Origin of the sequence: Chryseobacterium nakagawai (genome assembly GCF_900637665.1) — a bacterium.
In the GTDB taxonomy this organism is placed as follows: domain Bacteria; phylum Bacteroidota; class Bacteroidia; order Flavobacteriales; family Weeksellaceae; genus Chryseobacterium; species Chryseobacterium nakagawai.
This window is the reverse complement of record NZ_LR134386.1, coordinates 2,778,121-2,801,953: the sequence shown is the minus strand read 5'-3', so window position 1 is coordinate 2,801,953 and position 23,833 is coordinate 2,778,121. Positions and strand designations below refer to the sequence as shown.

At 34.1% G+C, this 23,833-nt stretch carries 13 protein-coding genes and 1 tRNA gene; 6 read left to right on the top strand and 8 right to left on the bottom strand.

Translation table 11 applies throughout. From position 1 onward, the window contains the following. Window positions 1-85 precede the first annotated feature (85 nt). On the top strand, window positions 86-2,020 hold the full coding sequence (locus EL260_RS12655) for a M48 family metalloprotease (RefSeq protein ID WP_228445442.1): 1,935 nt from the start codon (window positions 86-88) through the stop codon (window positions 2,018-2,020). Here the strand turns inward: EL260_RS12655 and EL260_RS12650 are convergent. Together EL260_RS12650 and EL260_RS12645 are read right to left on the bottom strand one after the other, a co-directional pair. Next, the gene (locus EL260_RS12650; RefSeq protein WP_123855696.1) at window positions 2,017-2,733 is read right to left on the bottom strand and encodes a DUF2490 domain-containing protein; all 717 of its coding nucleotides are present in this window, start codon (window positions 2,731-2,733) and stop codon (window positions 2,017-2,019) included. The two genes, EL260_RS12655 and EL260_RS12650, sit on opposite strands and share 4 nt — an antisense overlap. Before the next feature lie 71 nt (window positions 2,734-2,804). Continuing rightward, a complete protein-coding gene (locus EL260_RS12645; RefSeq protein WP_123855695.1) occupies window positions 2,805-4,616 on the bottom strand; it encodes a TonB-dependent receptor plug domain-containing protein in 1,812 nt (603 codons plus the stop codon). 638 nt (window positions 4,617-5,254) lie between these two features. Between EL260_RS12645 and uvrA the strand changes: the two genes are divergently transcribed. Continuing rightward, the gene (gene uvrA, locus EL260_RS12640; RefSeq protein WP_123860526.1) at window positions 5,255-8,047 is read left to right on the top strand and encodes an excinuclease ABC subunit UvrA; all 2,793 of its coding nucleotides are present in this window, start codon (window positions 5,255-5,257) and stop codon (window positions 8,045-8,047) included. Between the two features lie 54 nt (window positions 8,048-8,101). On the opposite strand, the gene EL260_RS12635 is transcribed toward uvrA, so the two are convergent. Next, entirely contained in the window at window positions 8,102-8,737 is a 636-nt protein-coding gene (locus tag EL260_RS12635) for an NAD(P)-dependent oxidoreductase (RefSeq protein ID WP_123855694.1), read from the bottom strand. A gap of 316 nt (window positions 8,738-9,053) precedes the next feature. Between EL260_RS12635 and EL260_RS12630 the strand changes: the two genes are divergently transcribed. From EL260_RS12630 to EL260_RS12620, 3 genes are all read left to right on the top strand, one after another. Continuing rightward, window positions 9,054-9,287 carry a hypothetical protein gene (locus EL260_RS12630; RefSeq protein ID WP_123855693.1) on the top strand — a complete coding sequence of 78 codons (234 nt, stop codon included), beginning with the start codon at window positions 9,054-9,056 and terminating at the stop codon, window positions 9,285-9,287. Between the two features lie 137 nt (window positions 9,288-9,424). Continuing rightward, window positions 9,425-10,198, top strand: a complete 774-nt coding sequence (locus tag EL260_RS12625) for an alpha/beta hydrolase family protein (protein WP_123855692.1) — start codon at window positions 9,425-9,427, stop codon at window positions 10,196-10,198. 457 nt (window positions 10,199-10,655) lie between these two features. After that, window positions 10,656-10,727, top strand: a tRNA-Arg gene (locus tag EL260_RS12620). A gap of 610 nt (window positions 10,728-11,337) precedes the next feature. On the opposite strand, the gene EL260_RS12615 is transcribed toward EL260_RS12620, so the two are convergent. From EL260_RS12615 to EL260_RS12595, 5 genes are all read right to left on the bottom strand, one after another. After that, a complete protein-coding gene (locus EL260_RS12615; protein ID WP_123855691.1) occupies window positions 11,338-11,976 on the bottom strand; it encodes a hypothetical protein in 639 nt (212 codons plus the stop codon). A 183-nt stretch (window positions 11,977-12,159) separates the two neighbouring features. Further along, on the bottom strand, window positions 12,160-12,561 hold the full coding sequence (locus EL260_RS12610; RefSeq protein WP_123855690.1) for a hypothetical protein: 402 nt from the start codon (window positions 12,559-12,561) through the stop codon (window positions 12,160-12,162). Between the two features lies 1 nt (window position 12,562). Then, entirely contained in the window at window positions 12,563-16,231 is a 3,669-nt protein-coding gene (locus tag EL260_RS12605; RefSeq protein ID WP_123855689.1) for a DUF6443 domain-containing protein, read from the bottom strand. Window positions 16,232-16,236: 5 nt separating this feature from the next. Then, window positions 16,237-19,692, bottom strand: coding sequence for a hypothetical protein (locus EL260_RS12600; protein WP_123855688.1), 3,456 nt, complete (start codon window positions 19,690-19,692; stop codon window positions 16,237-16,239). Between the two features lie 10 nt (window positions 19,693-19,702). Further along, window positions 19,703-21,244, bottom strand: a complete 1,542-nt coding sequence (locus EL260_RS12595; RefSeq protein ID WP_123855687.1) for a T9SS type A sorting domain-containing protein — start codon at window positions 21,242-21,244, stop codon at window positions 19,703-19,705. 2,138 nt (window positions 21,245-23,382) lie between these two features. Here EL260_RS12595 and EL260_RS12590 point away from each other — a divergent pair. Next, the gene (locus EL260_RS12590; RefSeq protein WP_123855686.1) at window positions 23,383-23,832 is read left to right on the top strand and encodes a MarR family winged helix-turn-helix transcriptional regulator; all 450 of its coding nucleotides are present in this window, start codon (window positions 23,383-23,385) and stop codon (window positions 23,830-23,832) included. Window position 23,833: the final 1 nt, after the last annotated feature.

Genomic DNA, 23,833 nt, shown 5'->3' with positions numbered 1-23,833 from the left:
TTATCAATCTAAGCTGACTTCTGCTATTATATCAGTTTCAGTTTTTTTTCTGATATATTTAATACTTATCCTAACCTCTCTCCTAATGGTTTTCCTATTAGGTTATGGTGCCATCCAGCTATTGAGTATTAAAGTTAATTATTTTACTATTTTTGGTGCAGTAGGATTATTTAGTATAGGTGTTTTTGTATTTATCTTTCTTATCCGATTTATTTTCAGAAAAAATAATTACAGTACACGTCATCTGATAGAAGTAACACGCTCCCATCAACCCGAACTTTTTAATATGATTGACGAAATTGTAATGAAAACAAAAGTTCAGGCTCCCAAGAAAGTTTTTCTTTCGCCGGAGGTAAATGCCAGTGTAAGCTATAATTCTATTTTCTGGAGTATGTTTCTACCCGTAAAGAAAAACCTTACTATAGGCATGGGACTTATTAATTCAACAAGTGCCGGAGAATTGAGAACGGTTCTTGCTCATGAGTTTGGGCATTTTTCTCAAAGAAGTATGAAAGTAGGTGGTTATGTGAATCAGGCCGAAAAAATCATTTTTGAAACCGTTTATAATAATAAAGATTATGAAAATTTCATTATAGCGTTTTCAGGAGGCAATGTATTTTTTAAAATTTTCGGTCTCATCTCAGTGAGTTTCATCAGTGCATTTCAATATATTCTTAAAAGTATTTCAAATTTTCTTTTTAAAAATCACGCTTCGCTTCAAAGAGAAATGGAATATCATGCCGATGCAATCTCAACGTTCATAACAAATCCTGAGGAGCAGATTTCATCGTTATTGAGATTGGAATTGAGTGATGCTGCTCTTACTTATACGCTCAATTTCTATATTGAAAGCAATCAGAAATATCTTCCTAAAAATATTTACAAAAATCAGGTTTCTTTAATGAAAATTTTCAGTGAAAGAAATAATCATCCTTATGTAAACGGACTTCCACAAATAGATTTGGAAGATTTGACCCGATATAACAAATCCAGAATTGAGATTGAAGACCAATGGGCATCTCATCCCGATATTGCCAAGAGAGTCAAAAGGATTAAAGGGAACGAATCCGAAAACACAAGCAGAGATCACAGACCTGCGGGAGAAATAATAAAAGGTTATGAAAATATATGCGAAACTTTAACTTCAAAGTATCTCACATTATTAAATATTAAAAATGTTGGAGAAGTTATTGAAGACGAAACTTTTACCTCGCTTTATTTGGAAAACAATAATTATCAACTTCTTATTTCTTGTTTTAATGGTTATTATGAAAGGCACACCCCTATTTTAGAAAATATTGAAGCTATTATTCCAAATTCCAAGCTTCAGCATGGATCTGATCTTTTCAGTGATAAAAAAGTTTCTCTTGTGTATGAAAAAGCAGGGATAGAACAAGATCTTCAAACTTTAAAATATTTAGTTTCTCAACCAAAAGAAATAAAAACGTTCAGATATAACGGTACCTTACACAAAGCAAAAGATGCTGGAAACATTATCCCACAACTTGAAAAAGAACTTACCCAGGTAACTGCTGAGCTTGATACAAACGACAAATCCATTTTCCAGTATTATTATCATATATGCACTGATGAACAGCGAATGGATTTAATACGTCAATACAAAAAAATGTCAGCAATAGACAAAGAATTTGATGAATTTCAAGAAAACCTTAATGAATTTATTGGATACTTACAATTCATGGCGGTTACTTTACCTTTTGAAGAAATTCGTAAACACAGAGCAAAGCTTTTGAAGGCAGAAAAACCGTTTAAACAAAAGATCAGAAACCTTTTGGAAAATTCTGCTTACAAAGAATTCCTGACGGATGAAGAAAATAATCTTCTTCAGCAGTTTGTAAATACTGAATATATTTATTTCAATAATGATCGATATCTTCAGAATGAGGTAGATTCAGTATCCTTATTGATTGAAAAATATCAGGGTCTTTTAACTACTTATTACCTTAATACAAAACAGGAACTTTTAAATTTACAGTCAGATTTAGACAGAGTCTCTTAATCTGCCCCTGGGAAATCATATGTTTTCACCTCGTGATCTGTACCATCAATGTTGATATTCAATGCCAAGTAGATGAAATGTAAATTCTTATTTCCTTTTGCTTCAAATTCACGTTGCCAAAGGTATCCGCTCAAAATTCCAAAATAATCATCAATCTGATAGCCAAAGCCACCATACACCCTGTTTCTGGCAAAAGTGGGCTTCATTGGGGATACCAAGAAAATTTCATCATAAGCATTGGCAAAAACAGTTCCTTTTTTGATCGTTTTAGAGTTTAAAGGAACACTTACATTCAGACGGTAACGGTAACGCATTCTTTGAGAAGTCTGATCAGTTTGCGGCTCATAAAACCAACTCTTTTCAGCACGGAAACGGTTTTCAAACTTCACAATACCTTTTTTAATATCAATGATATCCTGAAGCCATACTCTGAATTCTTCTCTACTTAATTTATGGTCCTTATAATTAACATATCTTCCAAGTCCTACAAAAGGTTTATGATTCTTGGTAAGATTATATCCTAATCCCCCTTTTATTTCATAATAATCAGGATAGGTATAATCTTCATTACCTCTCAACTGCCCTTCTCCATAGATGAAAAATTTAGGATGAAATTTATAGGTTAGAGTCACTGCATTAAAGCTGGAGATATGTTCCTGAGCTTTGATTAAAGATAGACTAAGAAGTAGACCTAAACCTAGAAAACGTTTCATAAAAAATTTTTGCAAATGTAATTTTTTTAACAATTTGTTAATATTAACTTTAATTAATATTGATTTAACGCTCACTTCATGTTAATTGTGTAAGAAAAGCCTATATGAAACCATCTTTGTGGCATCTCTACTCCAAATGCTTCCGTGTATTTTGTATTGGTAATATTATTCACTAGAACATATACCGAATAGTCTCTTTTGCTAAAGCTTAATTTCTCATCCAATAGCTGATAGCTTCCCAGGTTCATCCTTTGATTGTACCTGTAAACCAATTCATTTGTGAAAGCACCTAGAAATTTTGTTTCCATTTTACTAATGAACTGGTGTCTCAGATTATCCATAACATATATTGAAACCAACTCATTGGAGTTCTGAAACTTGCCATCAATATAGGTATACCCTGCCATCAGCTTCAGCCAATTGTTCATTTTATAGTTTATTTCAGTTTCTATTCCTTTGATTTTGATGTTTCCTACATTATCTGCAACCCATGTTTTATCATTGATATCTTTTTTAACCCAGTCAATAGAATTTTTTGAATCTCTTAAAAACCCACTAATTTTGGCTAAAATCTTTTGATCCTGATATTGGTAGCCCACTTCAGATGAAATTCCATTTTCAGGTAGCAAATTTGGGTTACCACGCTCTTGCGGACTTATATAATAAAGATCGGTAAAAGTAGGAATACGGTGTACTTTGGCAATATTTCCATAGACTTTACTGTTAGGATTGAAATTATATCCTACATCCAATCCAGGATAGAAAAAATTACCTTCTTTAGAATAGTTGGCCCAAGAAATTCCAGGACTGATGTTTAATTTTTTATCGAATAATGAGAAATGATGTTCAAAGAAAACCTGGGAAACAAAACGATTAGGATTCCCTAAATTGCTGCTTACCAAAAACTCTTTTCTCAGTTCCACACCCACTCCGGTAGTTCCTAATCCCCATTGATAACTGGAGTTTACTTCACCTCCAACATTATTCCCAATATGCATATTTCTGTAAAAAGAAGGGTCTTGTCTTTTGTAAAGGTACATATCCTGCCCTCTTCTCCAATATACATTAGAATTAATCTTTAATTTACCGAAAGTCTGCTGATGGGCAACGCTTACAATGGAAGCCTGCATTTCTTCATATTGATCCACAGCAGATTTAGAAGCATAAAATCCATTAGCACCGAATTTCTTTTCTGAAAAACCAGCCTGAAGTCTCAGATCACCATTCTTAATATTCAGCTTTCCCTGATAGAATACATTTCTGATTTCGTAGTCAGTATTATACATATATCCTTGTGATCCGGAAGAATTAGCTTGAAGGGTATTGGAAAACTTTTCATTTCCCATCTGAGCATTAAAGCCTAACCTATAAGAACTATAATCACCACCTTCTGCACTGATTTTAACTTTCTTTCCTATTCCCGGTTTGGTAATCACATTAATAACCCCAGCGTAAGCATTTTGTCCAAAACGCCTAGCAGCAGGACCTTTTATAATCTCAATTTTTTCCACATCTTCCAGATCTACCGGAATGTTCATGGAATTGTGTCCTGTTTGGGAATCATTAATTCTAACTCCGTTCAATAATAACAAAACCTGCTCAAAGGAACTTCCACGGAAACTGATATCACTCTGAACTCCATTAGATCCTCTCCTCCTGATATCCATACCCGGAACCTGCTGAAGAATTTCATCAATACTTTTGGATGGGGCATTAGCAATATCTTCTTTGGTGATGACCGTAATATTCTGGTTGGCACTTTTGTAAGGTGTAGAGATAAATTTCCCCTGAAATTCAATGTTTTCAATATCTGTAGTTTTTTCCTGAGCTTGTACCCAAAGCAGAGATCCCAGAAAAAAAGCACTTCCTATCTTTTTGATCATAATCGTTTCCGTAGTTTCTTTTAACAAGATTCAAAAGTAAGGGAGTTCAGGAAGACAGGCAAATGATACTTGTCATAAAAAAGACGCTGCCGGAATGCTGCGTCTATGTTTTTTTGAGGGAGTAGTTTTATCTTTTTCTCATTAAATGTGTAACTAGATCTCTGAATAGTTTTACCATTTCTACATTACATATTTATGAATACAATTTTAAAAAATTTTAAAATATAAAACAATACCCTAATAAAAAAACACAGTAAAGCTTCAAAAACCTTTTATAATTCAATAAAAACAAGGGATAATTAGAATATAATTCCACAAAACTGATCTCTGTTATCCCTTTTTGGAATGCAATATTTGTTCGTCAACACCTTCTTTTTTATTTTTTATATACAATTTTAGTGATAGGAGAAACAATTAATTTTCGCTAAAAAATTCGTAATTTTGTGGGTCTTAATTTTACAGAGCGAACATTCTTTTTCAACTGTATTTTTGGCAGCATTTTGTAAATTGCTGTCTCTGTCAGCTGAATCTTGAAACAGTTTGAAAGTTCAATTGATAACATCCCGGAATATTCCGGAAAACACCATTAAACTGACAGCTTGTAACACTGTACAGTTGTTTTTATGAATAAACAAAATATGGCTAATACTACAGAAATAGACATAAAAAAACAGATATTCGTTAAGAATGCCCATCTTAACAATCTGAAACATATAGATGTTCTGATCCCGAAAAACAAACTCATTGTTATTACCGGAGTATCAGGAAGTGGTAAATCATCTCTGGCTTTTGATACCATTTATGCAGAAGGACAGAGAAGGTATGTGGAAAGTTTAAGTTCTTATGCCCGTCAGTTCTTAGGAAAATTAGAAAAGCCTAAAATTGATGATATTAAAGGGCTTGCTCCTTCTATTGCTATCCAGCAAAAAGTGATTTCATCCAATCCACGTTCTACTGTAGGAACATCTACGGAGATTTATGATTATATGAAGCTTTTATTTGCCAGGGTTGGAAAGACATTTTCTCCTGTTTCAGGAGAAGAAGTGAAAAAAGATTCGGTTTCTGATGTGGTAGACTTCATTAAGGCTTCTAAAAAAGACACTTCTTTTTTATTGACCGCTCCATTGGAATATGATGCTGATAATTTCAAGGAAACACTGAACGTTTTAAAATTGGCCGGTTTTACAAGACTTGAAATCAACGGAAATCTGGCAGGAATTGAAGATCTTGAAAGCTTCGGATTTGCTCCGGAAAAAGGAATGAAGATCAATTTGGTGATCGACCGTTTTTCTTATGAAGAAGATGAAAGCTTTTTACAGCGATTGGCAGACTCTATTCAGATGGCTTTTTATGAAGGTCATGGCTACTGTTCTTTAAAAAATACAGACACCGAAAAGGTAAAAGAGTTCTCCAATAAATTTGAATTGGATGGAATGGAGTTTCTTGAACCCAATGTTCATTTTTTTAGCTTCAATAATCCGTATGGAGCATGTCCGGCATGCGAAGGCTATGGAAAAGTAATTGGAATTGATGAAGATTTAGTGGTTCCTAATAAGACACTTTCCATCTATGAAGATGCTGTAGCCTGCTGGCGAGGAGAAACCATGAGCGAATGGAAAAAAGACTTTATCAAAAAGGCAGGAGACTTTCCTATTCATAAACCTTATCATCAATTGACCAAAGAGCAGAAAAATTTCCTTTGGAAAGGTGATGGAAAAAGTACTTTTCCATGTATTAATAATTTCTTCAAAATGCTTGAAGAAAACCTTTATAAAATCCAGTACCGCGTCATGCTTTCCCGTTACAGAGGAAAAACCCTTTGCCCAACTTGTGAAGGATTAAGACTCCGTGAAGAAACAAGCTGGGTAAAAGTAGACGGATACAATATTCAATCAATGATTGAACTTCCGTTGGATGAACTCGTGCCATTAATTAACAGTCTAAAATTATCTGACCACGATAAAGAAGTTGCCAAACGTCTATTGTACGAAATCATAACCCGTCTGGAATTTTTACTAAAAGTAGGGTTAGGATATTTAACCTTAAACAGAACCTCAAATACCCTTTCCGGAGGAGAAAGTCAAAGAATTAACCTGGCAACAAGCTTAGGAAGTTCTTTGGTAGGTTCCATTTATATATTGGATGAGCCTTCTATCGGATTACATTCTAAGGATACTGAAAACCTTATTGAAGTATTGAAAAATCTTCGTGATTTGGGAAATACAGTAATTGTAGTAGAACACGATGAAGATGTGATGCATGCAGCAGATTATATTATTGATATTGGCCCGGAAGCAGGTTATCTTGGTGGAGAACTGGTATTTGCAGGAGATTATAAGGATCTGAAAAAAGCCAACACGCTTACCTCAGAATATCTTACAGGAAGACTTGAAATAGAAGTTCCGAAGAAACGCAGAAAAGCAAAAGAATGGATCCATATTAAAGGCGCCCGCCAGAATAACCTTAAAAATATTGATGTGGATGTTCCTTTGGAAAGTCTAACCGTTATTTCAGGTGTTTCCGGAAGTGGAAAATCTACTTTGATGAAGGAAATCCTTACCAACGACATTCAGATTCAGCTGGGAATGGGAGGAAAAAAAGGAGACTATGATTCTGTAGAATTCCCCAAAAAGCTAATCAAAAATATTGAATTGATCGACCAGAATCCTATTGGAAAATCCTCAAGATCAAACCCGGTAACCTATCTGAAAGCCTACGATGATATCCGTGACCTTTTTGCTAAGCAGAAGGTTGCTAAAATGATGGGTTATAAACCAAAACATTTCTCTTTCAACGTAGATGGCGGAAGATGTGATGAATGTAAAGGTGAAGGAGTTATCAATGTTTCTATGCAGTTTATGGCTGATATTGAGCTTGAATGTGAAGTTTGTAAAGGAACCCGATTCAAAAATGAGATCCTTGAAGTAAAATTTGATGAGAAAAATATTTCTGATATTCTTCATATGACGGTAGATGAAGCATTGGAATTCTTTAAAGATAATAATGAAGAAAAAATTGTAACCAAGCTGAGACCTTTACAGGAAGTTGGATTGGGGTATTTACAGTTGGGACAAAGCTCTTCTACCCTTTCCGGTGGTGAAGCACAACGTGTAAAACTGGCTTCATTCCTTGTGAAGGGAGTTACTACTGATAAAACTTTATTTATCTTTGATGAACCTTCTACCGGGCTTCATTTCCATGATATCCAAAAGCTTTTGAAATCATTACAGGCACTGATTGAACTTGGACACTCAGTGATCGTTATTGAGCACCAGCCGGACATTATCAAATGTGCTGACTATATTATTGATATTGGCCCAGGAGCTGGAAAACATGGTGGAGAGGTAGTTTTTGCCGGAACTCCTGAGGACCTGGCGAAAAATAAGAAGTCTTATACCGCAAAATACATCAAGGAAAAGCTTGAGAAATAAATACAAACAGAGAGCCGTTAAGCTCTCTGTTTTTTTATTATCCTAAAGGTCTATTTAAATATTATATAAAAATGGGCTTTCCCTAATGTAATTAGAATCTTCAATTTGCGAAACCAAAAACTCTGCGAGATCGGCAGCACTGATATTTTCACCTTTACAATCGATCAGGCTTATTTCAGTGTTACAACTTCTGTCTGTTAGAGTAATCAGAGGTAAGCGTACCAAAGTCCAGTCTAGATCACTTTCTAAAAGCAGCCGATATTCTTTCTGCTTATCTGAAGTGGTTTCAGGATAATTCTGATACATCCATTCGGTAGCCATTTTCACCCGGTCATTTTTTTGATCCGTTGAAGTATTCACGCTCAATCCAGTGGTTACGATATATCTTTTGATTCCATAATGATTCATTGTTCGGATGATATTTTTTGCAGCATCACTAAAGACTGACTTTTCTTCTTTGGGCTGCCCTAATGTACTTATCACAATATTGCAGCCTTCGATTAATGAATGTACAGCCTCTTCATCCCTCACATCTCCTTTTACTATTTCAATCAGAGGATCTTGCATTTTGAAGTCTTCAGGCTTTCTCCATAAAAGCTTCATCGGATATCTTTTTTCAAGAAGGTTTTGTACCAGATATTTTCCGGATTTTCCGGTTCCGCCAATAACGGCGATTGTATTTGTTTTCATAATGATCTTATTTTAAATATGATGGTTATGATCCAAACTATTCTAATCATGAGTAGTTTGTTTATTCACAACCAGGTTGGATTTAAATAATAAAGTATTGGGTTCAGTAATTCTGGACCTGTTATTTTCAAGCTTTAGAATAATGCTTGATATCGGATGATATTTAGAATAAGATTTTAATGAAATAAAGATACTCAATTTCCAGTTATCTCAAATAAAAATAAATTTATCTATTAATTCACAATCAATTAAATCACTTGTTTGAGTATTATATATTTTATAATTTTATGATTTAACAAATTAAAAATCAAATACTATGAAAAATTTAAAGAAATTAAAAAGGAATCATCTTGTATTGATAAGTGGCGGAGATGTTCCATATGCAGATTGTGATGTGGAAGGAAAGTGTCCTGCTGTTTCAGGTTCGTATTATTGCAGCGGAGGAATCTGCTATAGATCTTCAGGTGGAGGTAATCCTGATGATAACTGTCATGAGCCTAAACGCGACTGTATGCCATGGGAAACAGGATGCGGGTGTGTATATTCTTAAAAATATTTATCAGATAAAATAAAGAGCAGTTTTTACTGCTCTTTATATGTTTTAAAGTTTATATTCATAAAAAAGACTTCAAAACCATTCAATTATATCAGGAAAAATTCAGATTTTTGTGATTAAGCCATTCTATCATGAAATTTGGAAAAATAATATCTCCTTTACCTGTTCTCTTCCTTCTTATAAATTGTTCAGTAAAGAAAAGTATAAGTTCTGAAAATGAATATGAAGTGAAGCGGGATACACTCACTTTCTTAGACCCAAGCAGAAACCGTAAGATTCCTGTTGCTTATTATATCCCTAAAACTAAGAAGAAAATACCGAATCAGCAGGTGATTATCTTTAATCATGGATATGGTTTTAATAAAGGTGGTGATTATTTTGTATATTCTTATTTAACAGAAAAGTTGGCCTCAAAGGGGTATTTTACAGTAAGTATTCAACATGAACAAACTACAGATACTCCCCTCCCAGTAGAAGGAAACCTACAAATCGTAAGAAGACCTTTCTGGCAAAATGGTTCCGACAATATATTATATGTATTGAATGAGCTTAAAAAAACGAATCCGGATCTGGATTATAAACACCTTACCTTGATCGGCCACTCTAATGGTGGTGATATGGTCGCTTTATTTGGAAATCAGCATCCTAATCTTGTGTATAAAATTATTGCGATGGACAATAGAAGAATGTTCCTTCCAAGAACAAGTATTCCTAAAATTTATTCATTGCGTTCCAATGATTATCCTGCTGATGAAGGAGTCTTACCTACGGAAGAAGAGCAGAAAAAATATCATATGACCATTCAGCCCACTTCCATCAACCATAGTCATATGGATAATAAAGGCAGTAATGAAGAGAAAAAAACATTGAATAATTTTGTTCTGAAATACCTGAATGAGCAGTAATACTAAACATTTCTTTGTGTTTTAAAAAACAATTTGTGGATTCACACAATACTTATCCACAATAAATTGTGGATAACTTGTTAATTTTAACATTAAATTCACATTTCGTATTAAAAATATCACTACATTTACTATGTAATAAACATCGAAGTGGAAACTTTATTTGCTTTTCTTACTACTCTTGAAATTGCAATTAAATTTGAAATAAAAATTTAAGCACAGCATTGTCGGCTGTGCTTTTTATTGTTGTCTAATTAAAAAAATGAGATGTATTATCTACTGAATCTGCCCCTAAAGGGCAGATTCTTTTATTATAAAGATTCCAACTACCAAAGGCACCGCCCTATTCAATCTCGAAAATTCAAAAAAGAGTACAAATATTTGTGTAATCATGGTAAAAAACAAACATATTGATTTGAAATACATACAAGAATAATTTGTAATTTTATTTCCCTAAGGCTTCATAGTTCAATGGATAGAACAAAAGTTTCCTAAACTTTAGATCCAAGTTCGATTCTTGGTGGGGCTACAAGACTGGAACAGCCAATTGAAGACTTACTATTCCAATGATGATTGCTATCAATTTTGAAAATTACCTGATATAAGTGAGTTTTGCAATCCTGTTTAATTGTAGTTCATGCACTATTATTATTCAGTTTAAAAATCTTTATAACACTCTAGTTATCAGCTATTATAAAACTAACCATCTTATTTTGTTGTATAGAAATTATTTTTCTTGTAATATCAATAGACTTTGAACTGATTTCAATATTATTTGTTTGGCAACTGCACATAATAGCAGGAAAAAATAAAAAAAGAATATTTTTCATAATGTTGTGGAATGAAAAAGAATTTTTGAATATAGTGAAAGTACTCACAGTTGTAGTACTAGGCCTAATTCTTTTATATTAAGATGCACACACATATCATTGTTAAAGTAAAAGCCACCTAATAGACTGACCCTAAAAAGTGTTTAAACTTTTGGGTGCGCTCTATAACTGTTGGCTTTATAATTCTAGGCTTATTTTTGTCAGATAGTTTTATCGCAAATTAAGAAAACATAAGCATTGAAATGTTCTCATACTAATACAGCTTTAATTAAAAAGTATTTATTGAGAATGAGTAGGAAGATTGTATTGCTATTTATCTTTATTCTGTTTTAAGAGATCTCTATTTTGACTAACCGTAGTTTCTATTACCTCAATTCCATACCATACTTCCATAAAAGTTTTCAAATCAAATGTATTCAACCGGACTGGAACAAAGCTATCGTTAAGATAATTAAATGAGATAGTATTTTCCACATTACTTAATTGCAAATCTTGACCTACTTTAAAAGTGAAGTACTCATTTAATGTGAGATTCTCCTTTTTTATTTGAATATCATTGGACATCTTTGCCATAGTATTCAAATCAAAGTATTTAAAACCTTTAAAAAAAACAAAGACTATATTTTTCGAATAATTGTAATATAATATCTTATTCGCTACAGAAGTAGTCAATTGTCCATTATTATTTATTTTAGAAAATAGCATTGGGATATAAGTGGAATAATTGATGCCAAACCCTTCGATGCCTATCCCCTCTATCTCATCAAAATCAAAAGTTATAAAGACAGTTTTTTTCTTAATAGAATCTGCTATTATAGGACTTCTATTTAAATATTCTATACTGTTCTGCATTTGCATTTTAATCTTCGGATCTTTTACAAATGAAAGCCTGTCCTGTCCATGAAGTATTTGGGCAAACACTAAAAATAAAAAAATGGGAATCTTCATAATATTTAATTAAAACGATTTTCAGTCTATACCGCTCAATTGTGAATACATTTTCTTTTAATAATTGCAAAATTAGAAGATTTTGTATAACTAAATTGCTTTATAATTCATCATAAATTATTCAAAAGCACTACAGTTGTAGTGCTTTTGAATATTATATAAGCAAAAAGATAATATTTTTATTCATCTCCATGTGTAAAGTCCACAAGTGTTACTAGAATATTCAAAATAATCAATTCCCGATGAACTATTCCAGGTTTCTTTACCTTCAACTTCGTAAACTAATTGTTTTTCATTATAGTTATTTTGTTTCAATCGTGATAACTCAAAAGTATAACTATTATTAATTTTAATCAACTTACTTTTTTTGGGGAATTCACAATTATTTTTTTGTGAAAGAAATATTCCTTTTTTATTTTTATTGTATTCAATATTAATGATATAAAATGATTGTGTTGAATCTATTTTTAAAACCTTTCCCAAGATAAATTCATTAGTAGTAGAAGTGGACGATTGTCCCTTTACTTTGCAACCAGTCATAAACAATAGTTGGCACAACATTATGATAAAGCTAATGTTTTTCATTTTATTTACGTTTTAATGTTTTGTAACTTCCAATATTTTTGGTCTCATTAGTTTTTACATTTTGTATTTTATAAGAATCTGTATATTCAATGTATTTACCCGATCCAACGGTATAATTGGGAGATTGTATTGACCTCCAATTAGGATTGGGATCAACATTTCTAGGATCAAGCCTATTAGCTTCTGCATGTGCATAATCATAACCTTGACTATTATTGAATTCTGATGTTGCAGCTGGAGCATTCGGAAAACATTGTGCCATAACAATGGCTTCTAATGTCTCATGAAGTATACCATATCCAGTTACTGACCCATAATACGCTTTATCCAAATTTCCTAACATTTCAGTATTCACTACATTCGTAGCAGTAGTTATTCCAGTAGTAGGATCTGTTGTAGACCCTCTAGATGCTCCCCCGATATATTTGCTATTATCTTCATCGATACGCATGTCATTATCAGTTAGTATTTCTGCTACAAAACTATGATCAGTTGTAGCATTTAGCAATTTTGTTGCTGCTTCAGACAAAGTGGCTCCCTGTACAGCAGTTGCACTAATTTTACCGTTTGAGTCCTTAGATAAGTTAAGTTGACCTTCAACAGAAGCTTGTAACTGATCTAAAGCTTCTTGTGTTCTACTTCCTTTAAGTACAACATCAAAATTTGCCATTCCATCCGGGTCAATGAATCTCATTGGATTATTAAAAGCATAATTATAAGGGCTATGACGACGCATTTGTTCTGCTAGTGCGTCAACAGCACCCCATCTACCTATGTCAGCCATATACATTCTTGCCCCATAATCATACATACCCGTTTCCTGAAGCTCTTTATTGTTAAATTTGTAGTTCTTATAACTACCTTTGCCAAAATATGAATTTCCAGTTTTCAGATGGTTCATTCCGAACGGGTAATAATCATTTGAATCGGTTATTTCAAGAGCGCCTGTGCTGTTCCTAGCGAAACTTACCCTTACATTTCCTAAGTGGTCTTTGTACTGGTAAATATACTGATCTTTTTCATAATCATAATATCCTTCAGCAGTTGGAAAGAATTGCAGATTCTCATTTTTTACTCTAAATACGGGACCCGTGCCAGGTATAGTTTTACCTGGATCATCAGGATCTATAGGATCAGTAGGAAGTAGTCGATAGGCTTCGCGTTCCATAGCATAAGCTGTTTCCGAAAAAGAATCAACTGAGCCACCGCCACCAGGGGTGATAAACTCCTTTTTTAAATACTGAAATCCATCCAGGTAATCGATGGTATACTTTGTAGTAGTAGGACCTGCTACCCCCATGATAATCGTATTATTTTCTTTTCTTAGTTTTAAACCGTTAGCATTGTATAGTGTATTAATTGTAACTTCCTCATTTGCAAAGGGTCTGCTTAAGCTAAGATTATCCGGAAGGTCAAGGTGATTATACCTAATTGAGTTGATCCCTTTGTCCAGCATGTTCTCCATGCTTCCGTTCAAGGTGTAAGAAATAGAATTTCCGCCACCTTCATAGCCTGAATAATTCTGCTGATCGTCAATGATACTCGTTAGCTTATTATCTCCATCATTGTACATATAGCGTAAACGGTCAATAACTGTTGCTGTTGCCCCGGATTCCATAACTGATGTTCTATACAGTTTGGTAATATTACCGTTAACATCGTAATCAATAGACTCTGTATGTTCCTTACTATAAGGATTATTGGGATTCTGATAAAAACCTGCTGTCAGTCTGTTAAGCTTATCATAGACATAACCATACCGCTTAGGGGTTAGCGAAGGATTGACTCCAATATTTTCAACTGCTCTCCAGTCTACTTCGACAATGTTTCCATTGAATTTTCCCACTACAGTCCTGCCAGAAAACAAAGCAGGATCAGGATTACTGATTCCGTCTTTTTCAGTGTATTTGATTTTATATGCAAAAAGTTTCCCTCCCATATCTGCAGAGGCCATCTGATCTTTGTTGATAGCCGTCAGCCAACCCCTGATATTATAGGTATAGTCTATACTTTGAAGCCCGTTTCCAACCTTTTTATTAGATAGTTGAGAAAGCTCATTAAAGGTGTTATCTGTCAGTAATTCTTCGGGTAAATTATCAACCTGATGATAATGCTTAATTGGACGGTTCTGCGAATCATATACAAAACGCTCCTTGACACTCACTTCGATTTCTCCATTCTTTCTCAGTTGGATAGTTTGTGTATTTAAAGGCATTCCAACAAAATCTAACAGTGATTCCTTTTTAGTATACCCACCCAAATGATTGGTGGAATGAGAACCAATTTCCCTACCTTTATTGTCATAATAGGTATAATTTTTTGTCCAGTTACTATCCTCAATATTTTTGACATAGAAAGCCGTTAAAAGTCCTTTTGTTGATCTTAACTGCAAGATATCATCCGATAAAACAGGCTGGGTAAAAGAATTTGAAAAAGCGGGTGTACCTGATGGATATGTATCATAATAGTTGACACTTAAAACCCTGATATTATTACTTGGGTAGCTTGTAGATGTATTATTATCATAATTTATCTCCAATCCACTAATATCTGTAAATCCGCCACCAGTGGTTCTGTTTACATAATTTTTGCCAATGGCATCGGCCAAAGCCTGCTCTGCAGCGCGACCTGCTGTCCCTGAAATTTCATTACTCGTATATATTCCAGTATAAGCAACTCTTCCATAAATATCATATTTCGTAAAAACCCATTGCTTAGATACTCCCAAAACAGCATCCTGTGTCATAAGCACACGGTCAGCTCTATCATACACTATAAATTCATATCCTTTGCCCGGAAGTTTCTTTTGGACAACTCTGTTTTTACCATCATATCTATACAAATAACATAAACTGTTAAGTACGGTATTGACATCACCAGCCAGGGTCGCCTTTGGTGGGATAACACATGCAAGCTGATTGTATTCATTATATACATAATAAGTGTCAGCATTTTCTGTTGCACTAATTACTTTTCTCACCAAAATAGTCTGGCCCTGCCCATTTTTAAATTCAACAGTTTCATTGCCATCCTCATCAGTAATTGTATTCTTAGCTAACTGACTGGTACCATAGGATCCTGACTGGCTTATGGTAAAATTGTTCGTTCCGCTAGACCAGGTTGTTATCGTTATATATTTTTTTACCTCTCCATCAATATTGGCTTCATATTTAAATTTGACAGGCTTAGCACTCCAGGCTGTTCCTGTCTGTATTTGCGCTTTAATTCGATCCAACGGCGAATTTTCCAGTTCTTTCTCTGAAAAAGGCTTTTCATTGTTGTACAGATTTTGTGGATCGCCTACAGGAAAGTTATTGAGGACAGAATTTTGTGAATATATATTTCCACTCTTAGTTCCAGCTTGTGGAACAGGCAGGTAATCGCGGGTCTGTCTTCCAAAAACATCATAAAGAATAGGAGTGACAACATCCCTGCCTAGCGGAGATGCTTTAATATTGACAATCTGTTTCGCTCTTCCAAGGCCGTCAAAAAATTGGACACTTTGAATTTGTTTTGCGCTAGCATCACTCTGGGTCTTGGGTTCAAGATAGGTTCTTGTATATATATAGTTTTCTGTACTTATTCCCGTCAGACCACTGGGAAGTTGCACCTGACTTTTTAAAACCCCACTCATTAAAAAGACTCCGATGGGAATTATATTTTTTTTCATCAGTATTAGTTTTTATAGTTGTATTTCATTTCTTTCAATACATTTCCATTGGCATCGATCACTTTTTCAAGTCTGCCAACAGAATCATAAATATAATTTTCCCTGATTCCTGAAGGAGGAGTTATACTTCTAACTCCCACCAAAGGATCATACGTGTAAGTGCTGATGTAGTAGCTTGCCAGTCTGAAATACGTACGAAATGCATCAAGTTTGCTCACAAGCTGAGCCTCTGCTTCTTCCGGTTGTAAATTATACAAAGCAGGATTAGCATCTTTTTCAGAGGCTAAAAGAATATCAGCAAACTGTGAAGGAGCACTCCCTTGAAGTTGGTCATATGTGATACCCTCAACTTTCACAATAGGATATATTTTACTATAACCCCATACCAAAGAAACCGGGACTCCGCCTTTTGTGGTATATTGCAGCAGATTCCCTTTTTCATCATATTTATCATATTTAACATCATTACTCCAAGTACCAGCTGTAATATCATATGACTGGGCAGAGGTTGGTAGATAGTGGTCCTGACTATCATATTTGGTTTGTGTAAAACTTAATGTTTTATTATCGGAAATAACTTTTGAAGACAACGGAATTCCAGTCATGTTCTTATTGATCAAACGAGTGTTACCCAAATCATTTGCATAATCATAATTGGTACTGATAATCTTACCATCAGATGTTGTTTGCTTACTTATATCCAGATCACCAGCAGCCGTATAAGATAATTCTGTCTTTTTATATAAAGATGAATTTCCAAAATAAGAGCTTTCCGTAGTCATTTTCAGCCTTCTTTTTCCGGTAATAAGGGGGGTAAAATAGAATTGATATTTTTTTACCGGCAGAGGATTTGAAGACGTGTGACCGGTGTAAGATAATCCAATTGTGGGACAGCCGGATAAAGCAAAAGGATAATAATTAGCATCAGGATCATAGGGACCTGTGGATGTCTTTACAAGACTGAATGATGGATAAATTCCATAGGTATTTGGTAAATTATCATAGACGTTTAATGTGGAAGAAACTTTATTTTGGTTTTGATCAAATCTTTCTATCAATGTATTTTCTCCGTTAGATGGTACATCTACTTTCGGCAACCCTTTGAAATAAACACCTTCCTTGTTCTCAAAATAATATTTTGTGGATCCTTTTGCTGTTCCGTCATTAATACTGATATCTTTCTCTGTCACCTCACTGTAACCAAAAGGCTTATTTCCTCCTATTCCGAAGTCACTTGAATTTAGGGATAAATCATTAAAAATAGAGATGCTCTCACTAGGACATCCTCCTGTGATAGTAGAAAGCTGGGATTTATGCGTCGCACCGCTTATAACATTAAGGGGTTGAAATTTATAAATTAATTTCCCTCCACTATAACTGTATTCTTTATGAGATAGCAGCTTATCCGCTTCATAATTCTTTATAGACTTTACCCGTAGTCCATTTCCATAAGACAAGGAAGTGTCTATCTGAGGATCAACTTTATATTCCAAATTACATGAAACGATAGCTCTATGCGAAAGATCAGTACTACGGTAATTAATACCATTTTGTACATAAATGTAATATTCAGTAGTAGGATCTGAATCATCAGACACCGTAAATTCTTCGTTCCAGGTTAGTTGATGGGTTTGATCGAAAACACCAGGCATAGTAACTCCCCAATCTTTAATAAGAGTTTCAACCTGTTGGCCATTAACAGTTTTTCTTTTACGAAGTTCTATTTTACATTTTATCATCTCATTCCAGCCATAGTAAGTTTCCGGAAATAAAGGTCCCATATAACCATCATATATTGTATTGTAAAATTTGATTGTCTTATTGGCACCTGTTAATTTAAACGGAACTCCTTTATTATAGGTAAGCCCGCCAGGTTCTTCTCCTCTATGGTTTATGGTTTGGCTTCGCTTACCATCATCCAATTGTGCGTAAGTCGGAATAAATTGATTGGTAAAAGTATTGGATTCATATCCAAATTCTGTACGTGCTCCCGTAGGATATAAAATTTTCTCAAGAATATTTGTGTTTACATAGCTAGGATCAGTGTACCTCATAGTACTGGCATAAGACGAAGGTGTCAATCCAACGTTTCGATAAGGACTTTGCTTATAATAATCAAAATAAGTAAGATTGGGAAGCAGTCCTGTACTGGTCGAACCATTATTATAACCATAAAAATCTCCACCTGCCATTTTTCCTGGCATAATACGCGCAGTATTATATTGGAAAGTATATGCAGGAGTATAAACTTGCCCCCCTGACTGATTGTAGGTGATTTCCTGAACAGAATTTAAACGAAGCCTTTTGTTAATGTAGCCTTCTTCTGGTGTATTGTTAACGGAATTAAATGGAAAATAATTCTGACTAAACACAAAACTTTTGATTTTTTTATTGCCATATTTTGGTAGAATATCAATAGAACTCAGCTTTTTAATCGGCGTTCCGGTGAAGTGTGGACGAATATCTTCTCTGTTATCTAAATTAAACTGTATTTTAGTATCTTCAGTTTCTATCCCGATCAAGGTTTTTTTATCATTAATAACGGCATTAGAACTAACGTTTAAACTAGGGCTCGTTGTAAAATTTGTTAAATGAACAACTTGTGTAGGGTATTGCTGATAAGTACTTTCATCCTGATAAGTGAAATTGATAGTCTTACCGCTGGTGAGTTCAATCTTTGAAACTTTAAACGTATATCCTAAATCGGTATATGATGTCTGGTCAGTCTTTGATTGTTCAACGTCATAAAAATAGAATTTATCCCCTTTATTGGTAATCGCAATCCAACCATTGGTATTTCTTGAAAATTTAATATCGGCATTACTTTCTAAAAATAGAATTTCACTGCTATTTTCCGGATTATAGAAGAATCGACCCGTATAACCATAAAAATTGTAGGTGAAAATATCCGGTTGACCCTTTCTCTCTTTTAGCCTGTTTATAATATCAAAAGAATCATCAGTAAGAGGATGTGCACCTGTCATTCCTAAGGGATTATAGTCGTTAAATCCATTTTGCAGTCTGTACAAAGGCGTTTCCGAATATAAAGTCTGGAAGTTGCTTTTGAAAACATTATAGCCAGATGTACTGGCAAATCCGTCACCTCCTGTTATGAAATCTTCAAATCCCCTTATTTCCTGTACAATAGTTCCTTCCGGCATGAAATTCCAGCCTAAACCAGCCCAGGTTGCTTCATCTGCAACTTTAATACCTGAAGTGTGATAGCTTAGTGTTAATGGAATTTCGATATGATCTACCTTTAGAGTGTAAAGAGGTATTGAAACTTCCGCAGTTCCTGTGTAATATCCTACTGGAACATCTCCAAACCTGCCTAACAATGCGACTTCAGGAGAAGTTGGAACACTTTTAACGCCGGGATCATACTGATCAACTGATGTTTGTCCAAAGGCATTATTTAAAGTAGCTAATAATAGAATTATAGCTATGGTACTTTTTTTCATGAAATTAGTTTTATTTTTTTATCAGCTTAGCATTCGCTGTTTTGTTGGCATCTGTTTTAATTGTTAATAGATATGCTCCCTGGACCAAAGCCTGGGTATTGATTTTAGTCACTCGGTTCTTTGTTTTCAAGTTTTGAAGTTGTCTTCCGCTCATGTCATACAGTAGAATATCAGCATCTTTAAAATCAAAGCCGATTTCTACATAAGCATAATCTGTGACCGGATTTGGGTAAATTTTAATGTCATATTTTTCAATCAGGTCATTCACCTGCTTATCCCTCAACTTGACAATCTTCCAATTCTCTTTTCCCAGTTCCTCTGCACTGGTTCCGGCAAGAACAATGGAACCGTCCTTGTTGAGTTTCAGATCTGAAAGTCTTTCTTCTTTCTTTCTGGATTCTCCTTTGACATGTTTTCGCCACTGTTCATTGCCGTTGCCATCTAAATATAACATCCAGAAGGTCTCATCATCGGTTTCTATTCTCCCTTCAGCTTGAGTATAACCACCTAATAAAATTCCTTTCGACGATTTATCGTCTGCTGAATGAATGACGCTCATTCCCATCAGTACATCACGGTTTTTAAAACTGAAGGATTTCTGCCATTGCTCCTCTCCTCTTTCATTCAAAGCAATTAGCCAGAGGTCTGTGCCTTCTTCCAGACCAACCGTTTTATTGCCTGTTCTTTCGGATCTGGATTCTCCACCAATGACAAATCCATTTAAAGTTAAGGCCAGGGTTCTGATATGGTCATCATCTTTTCCTCCGAAATTCTTTTCCCATTCTACTTTTCCACTTTTGTCCATCTTAATGACCCAGTAGTCACCTTCACCATAATTTTCGTTTTTTTTTGTTCCTCCTACCGGACTTCGGGAATAGATTCCCAGTAAGGCACCACCATCTCTGGTAGGGATCATCTTTTCTACTTCGTCCAAACCCTTACCTCCTAGAATAACTTGTGACTGCTCTTTTCCGTCTTTATCAAGCTTAATAATTAAAATATCTTTAGAACCATATCCTTTGGGCGAATTTTGAACATTTCCGGCTACAAAGAATCCCAGGTCTATAGTTTGAACAACTGCCCTGGCTTCTTCATCTGAAGAAGACCCAACTGTCCGCTGCCATAATTCATCTCCGAATTCATTCAATCTTATAAGCCACATATCCGAACCTCCCCTTGAGATGTCTTTTTTGTCCAAACCTTTCCCCGAATAGGATGTTCCGGCCATTAAAAATCCGCCTTCCTGAGTCGCCACAATAGCTGATAGATAGTCATGATTGTTTCCTGCAAAATATTTTTCCCATACCTCTTCTCCCTGCTGGTTTAATTTGACCAAATGGAAATCATAGCCGTTGTTCTGCCTGTTTCCTGCCACAAGCTTAGAAGATTGAATGGAACTGCCAGAGATTAAGTACTGTTGATCTATGGTTGTTGTAACCTGGTTTAGAAAATCCTGCGTGGACGATTTAATATCTTTTTGCCATAGGACCTCCTGTCCTTGCAATTGAAATGTCATCCCTAATAATGACATCCATAATAAATGTTTTTTCATAGTTAGCTTGTTGAGTCAATAGAATCAACGACAATAATTTTTTGTAAAAGTAAATCGGGATAACGACAAAAGACGTCGTATTATGAAAATAGTGATTTTTGATTCTGACAATAAATCTTCCGATTCGTGATCTTAATGAAGATCAAATATAAATTTCAATTATTCTTTCACAGGTTAATAATTTTCGACCGCTAATCTATAAAAAAAAGAAATATGTTGATAGTTTTTATTGTTAACCTTTTAATTCAATTTATATTTATTATTAAGTTATAGAATAATTCAGCTAAGCACTAAATAATTATTAGCTGTAAATTAGCTAAGAGATAATTTGAATATTATCAAGATAGTTGATGCATTATAATTACAAGTAGCAACATCAAGCAATCTTCAGCAAATCTTAAATAGATAATAGTGGTATTCTACTACGGACAATAAGGTAAAAATTTTCTATATTAATCAAAGCTAATAAGGTGAGCTAATAAAGTCTAAAAACCATACAGACCGAATTAACCGGAAATGAGAATTGTACATATTTCTGATATTCCTTGATCTGACAAAATTTTGAACATTTTGAATCTGAGTATCGCGAAGCTTTATTAAATATCCTTGAAGATATACATGATAGAATTGCTATTATGGAAGATTTGATAGACCGAGTTGGCCATTCCTTGCTTAAGATGAAACAATTCAAGGATACAACTGCCGATTCCTCTGAAATATTCCAAAAAATGAATTCCTGTATACGGTTTAATGATGTTTTGTAACGCTTCAAATATTCTGTGCGCAAATTTTGACCAACCAATATTTCAACTCTATAATTAAACTCTTTAAAGATAAGAATTAGTATTCTTTGTTCTATATCCGTTCCAAGCAGTTTAAATTTTAAACTAACCATTCTCCTTTTTCAATATCTCGTAGAGTGTATAGTAAACATCTTGTTTCAAAGTCTTGAGGTAAATATTCAATATTTTGGCTTCTTGCGAATTATCCGCCGCTTTATGTAATTTATTACAGTTAAAAAATTATATGCATAGCAAATACGGGGCGGTAAATAAAAATATCTTGGCATTAATTAAAATCTTCATTCAACAATGAAAGACATTCGAAGACAACTATATTTATTTTGATTGTTGTGTATCCGAAAAAATTATATTGCAAAAAATTTTAAAACTTCACGAAATTAATTGCCAAATTACGGTTAAACAATTCTTGTTTAATTTGGGTCGATCAAACCAAATCCATCGATAAAAGTGTTTGAAGATACATTCGTCTTGGTCACAAGACCGATATTTGAAGATTTCATTCTTAAATATCGTTTTTTTAATCTCTTTTGCACCGCAAAGTCTCCCAGCTTTGAAGTAAGTAAGCTTAAATCAAATGATCTATTCTATTATCAAAAAGGATAAGAACAGTTTTCATATTTATTTGTGTTCCGAGTAAGGCGAAAGCTAAATTTTCTTTTACCTGCTTAATTTAAAAATTAAGTTATTTTCTAATTATATTTCCAAATTATTATGGTCTTTCTTGCACCTAGGAATATTTTTCAAAAAACAAAAGTAAACGGAATAATCAGAGGGTATCTTTGGAGAGAAATTCTTTTATGCCATATTTCTTTTGGATCTGTTGATAGATATAACTGCCATTTTCAACCTAAGAACGTACCATCAATTTAAAGCCAATGCTGTAGCCTCCTTGTGTTCATTTTTTACTTTTTAATTCTTGATTTTTCATAATAATTTGATTAATTGTCAACTTATTTCAGGACGAGACATTTATATAAATTTTGAAATCAAAACGGCTTATCCCTAGAATTAAAATATTCATATACACTTTCTATTCGCAATAAATCTTCTTTAAAAAAATTCGAGAAATCATCCGCTGGGGCTGCCATGCAAGAATAAATTATTTACCTATCAATATTTTGAGAAAGCACTTCTCAGTTGCTATATAGGAGCCGGGCAGCATTATATGCCTGGACATTGGAAAATGCAACTATTAATTTACAGTTACCTTTCCTAATTATAAAAAGTTGCTTATTACTATTTTACATTGAATTAGTTGAAATTAAAACTAATTTTCCGTACATTTGTTAGGGAGCACCAATCTGGAAACTGAGATTTCACCTTATTAAAAAAGATATGTCTGAAAATCAAAATAACCTTTCCGAAATAGCCCTAGAATTAGGCTGGGCAATGACTGAAATGAAAAGTCGCTTACGGCAAAAAATTCAGGCTTGTGTTAATGAGTATGATCCTGATCTTTCTGTTGAACTGGTTGAAATTCTTGGACTTCTTTCCAGAAATAACGGGATCAATCAACAGGAAATAGCCAACAAAGTAAGCAAAGATAAATCAAGCATCACCTATCTTATTAATGCCCTTGTAAAAAGAGAATTGGTAGAACGGATTGCTTATAAAAACGACAGAAGAAACAAGCAGATCTTTCTTACTTCAAAAGGGAAAAATCTTGTAGAAAAAGTGTATCCATGGGCACTGGAGCTGTATAAAAAAGCAGCAGGTGACCTTCATGAAGACGAAATCAACAAAGCTCTTTTTTTAGTAAAAAAAATGACTGCTAATTTAGAATAAT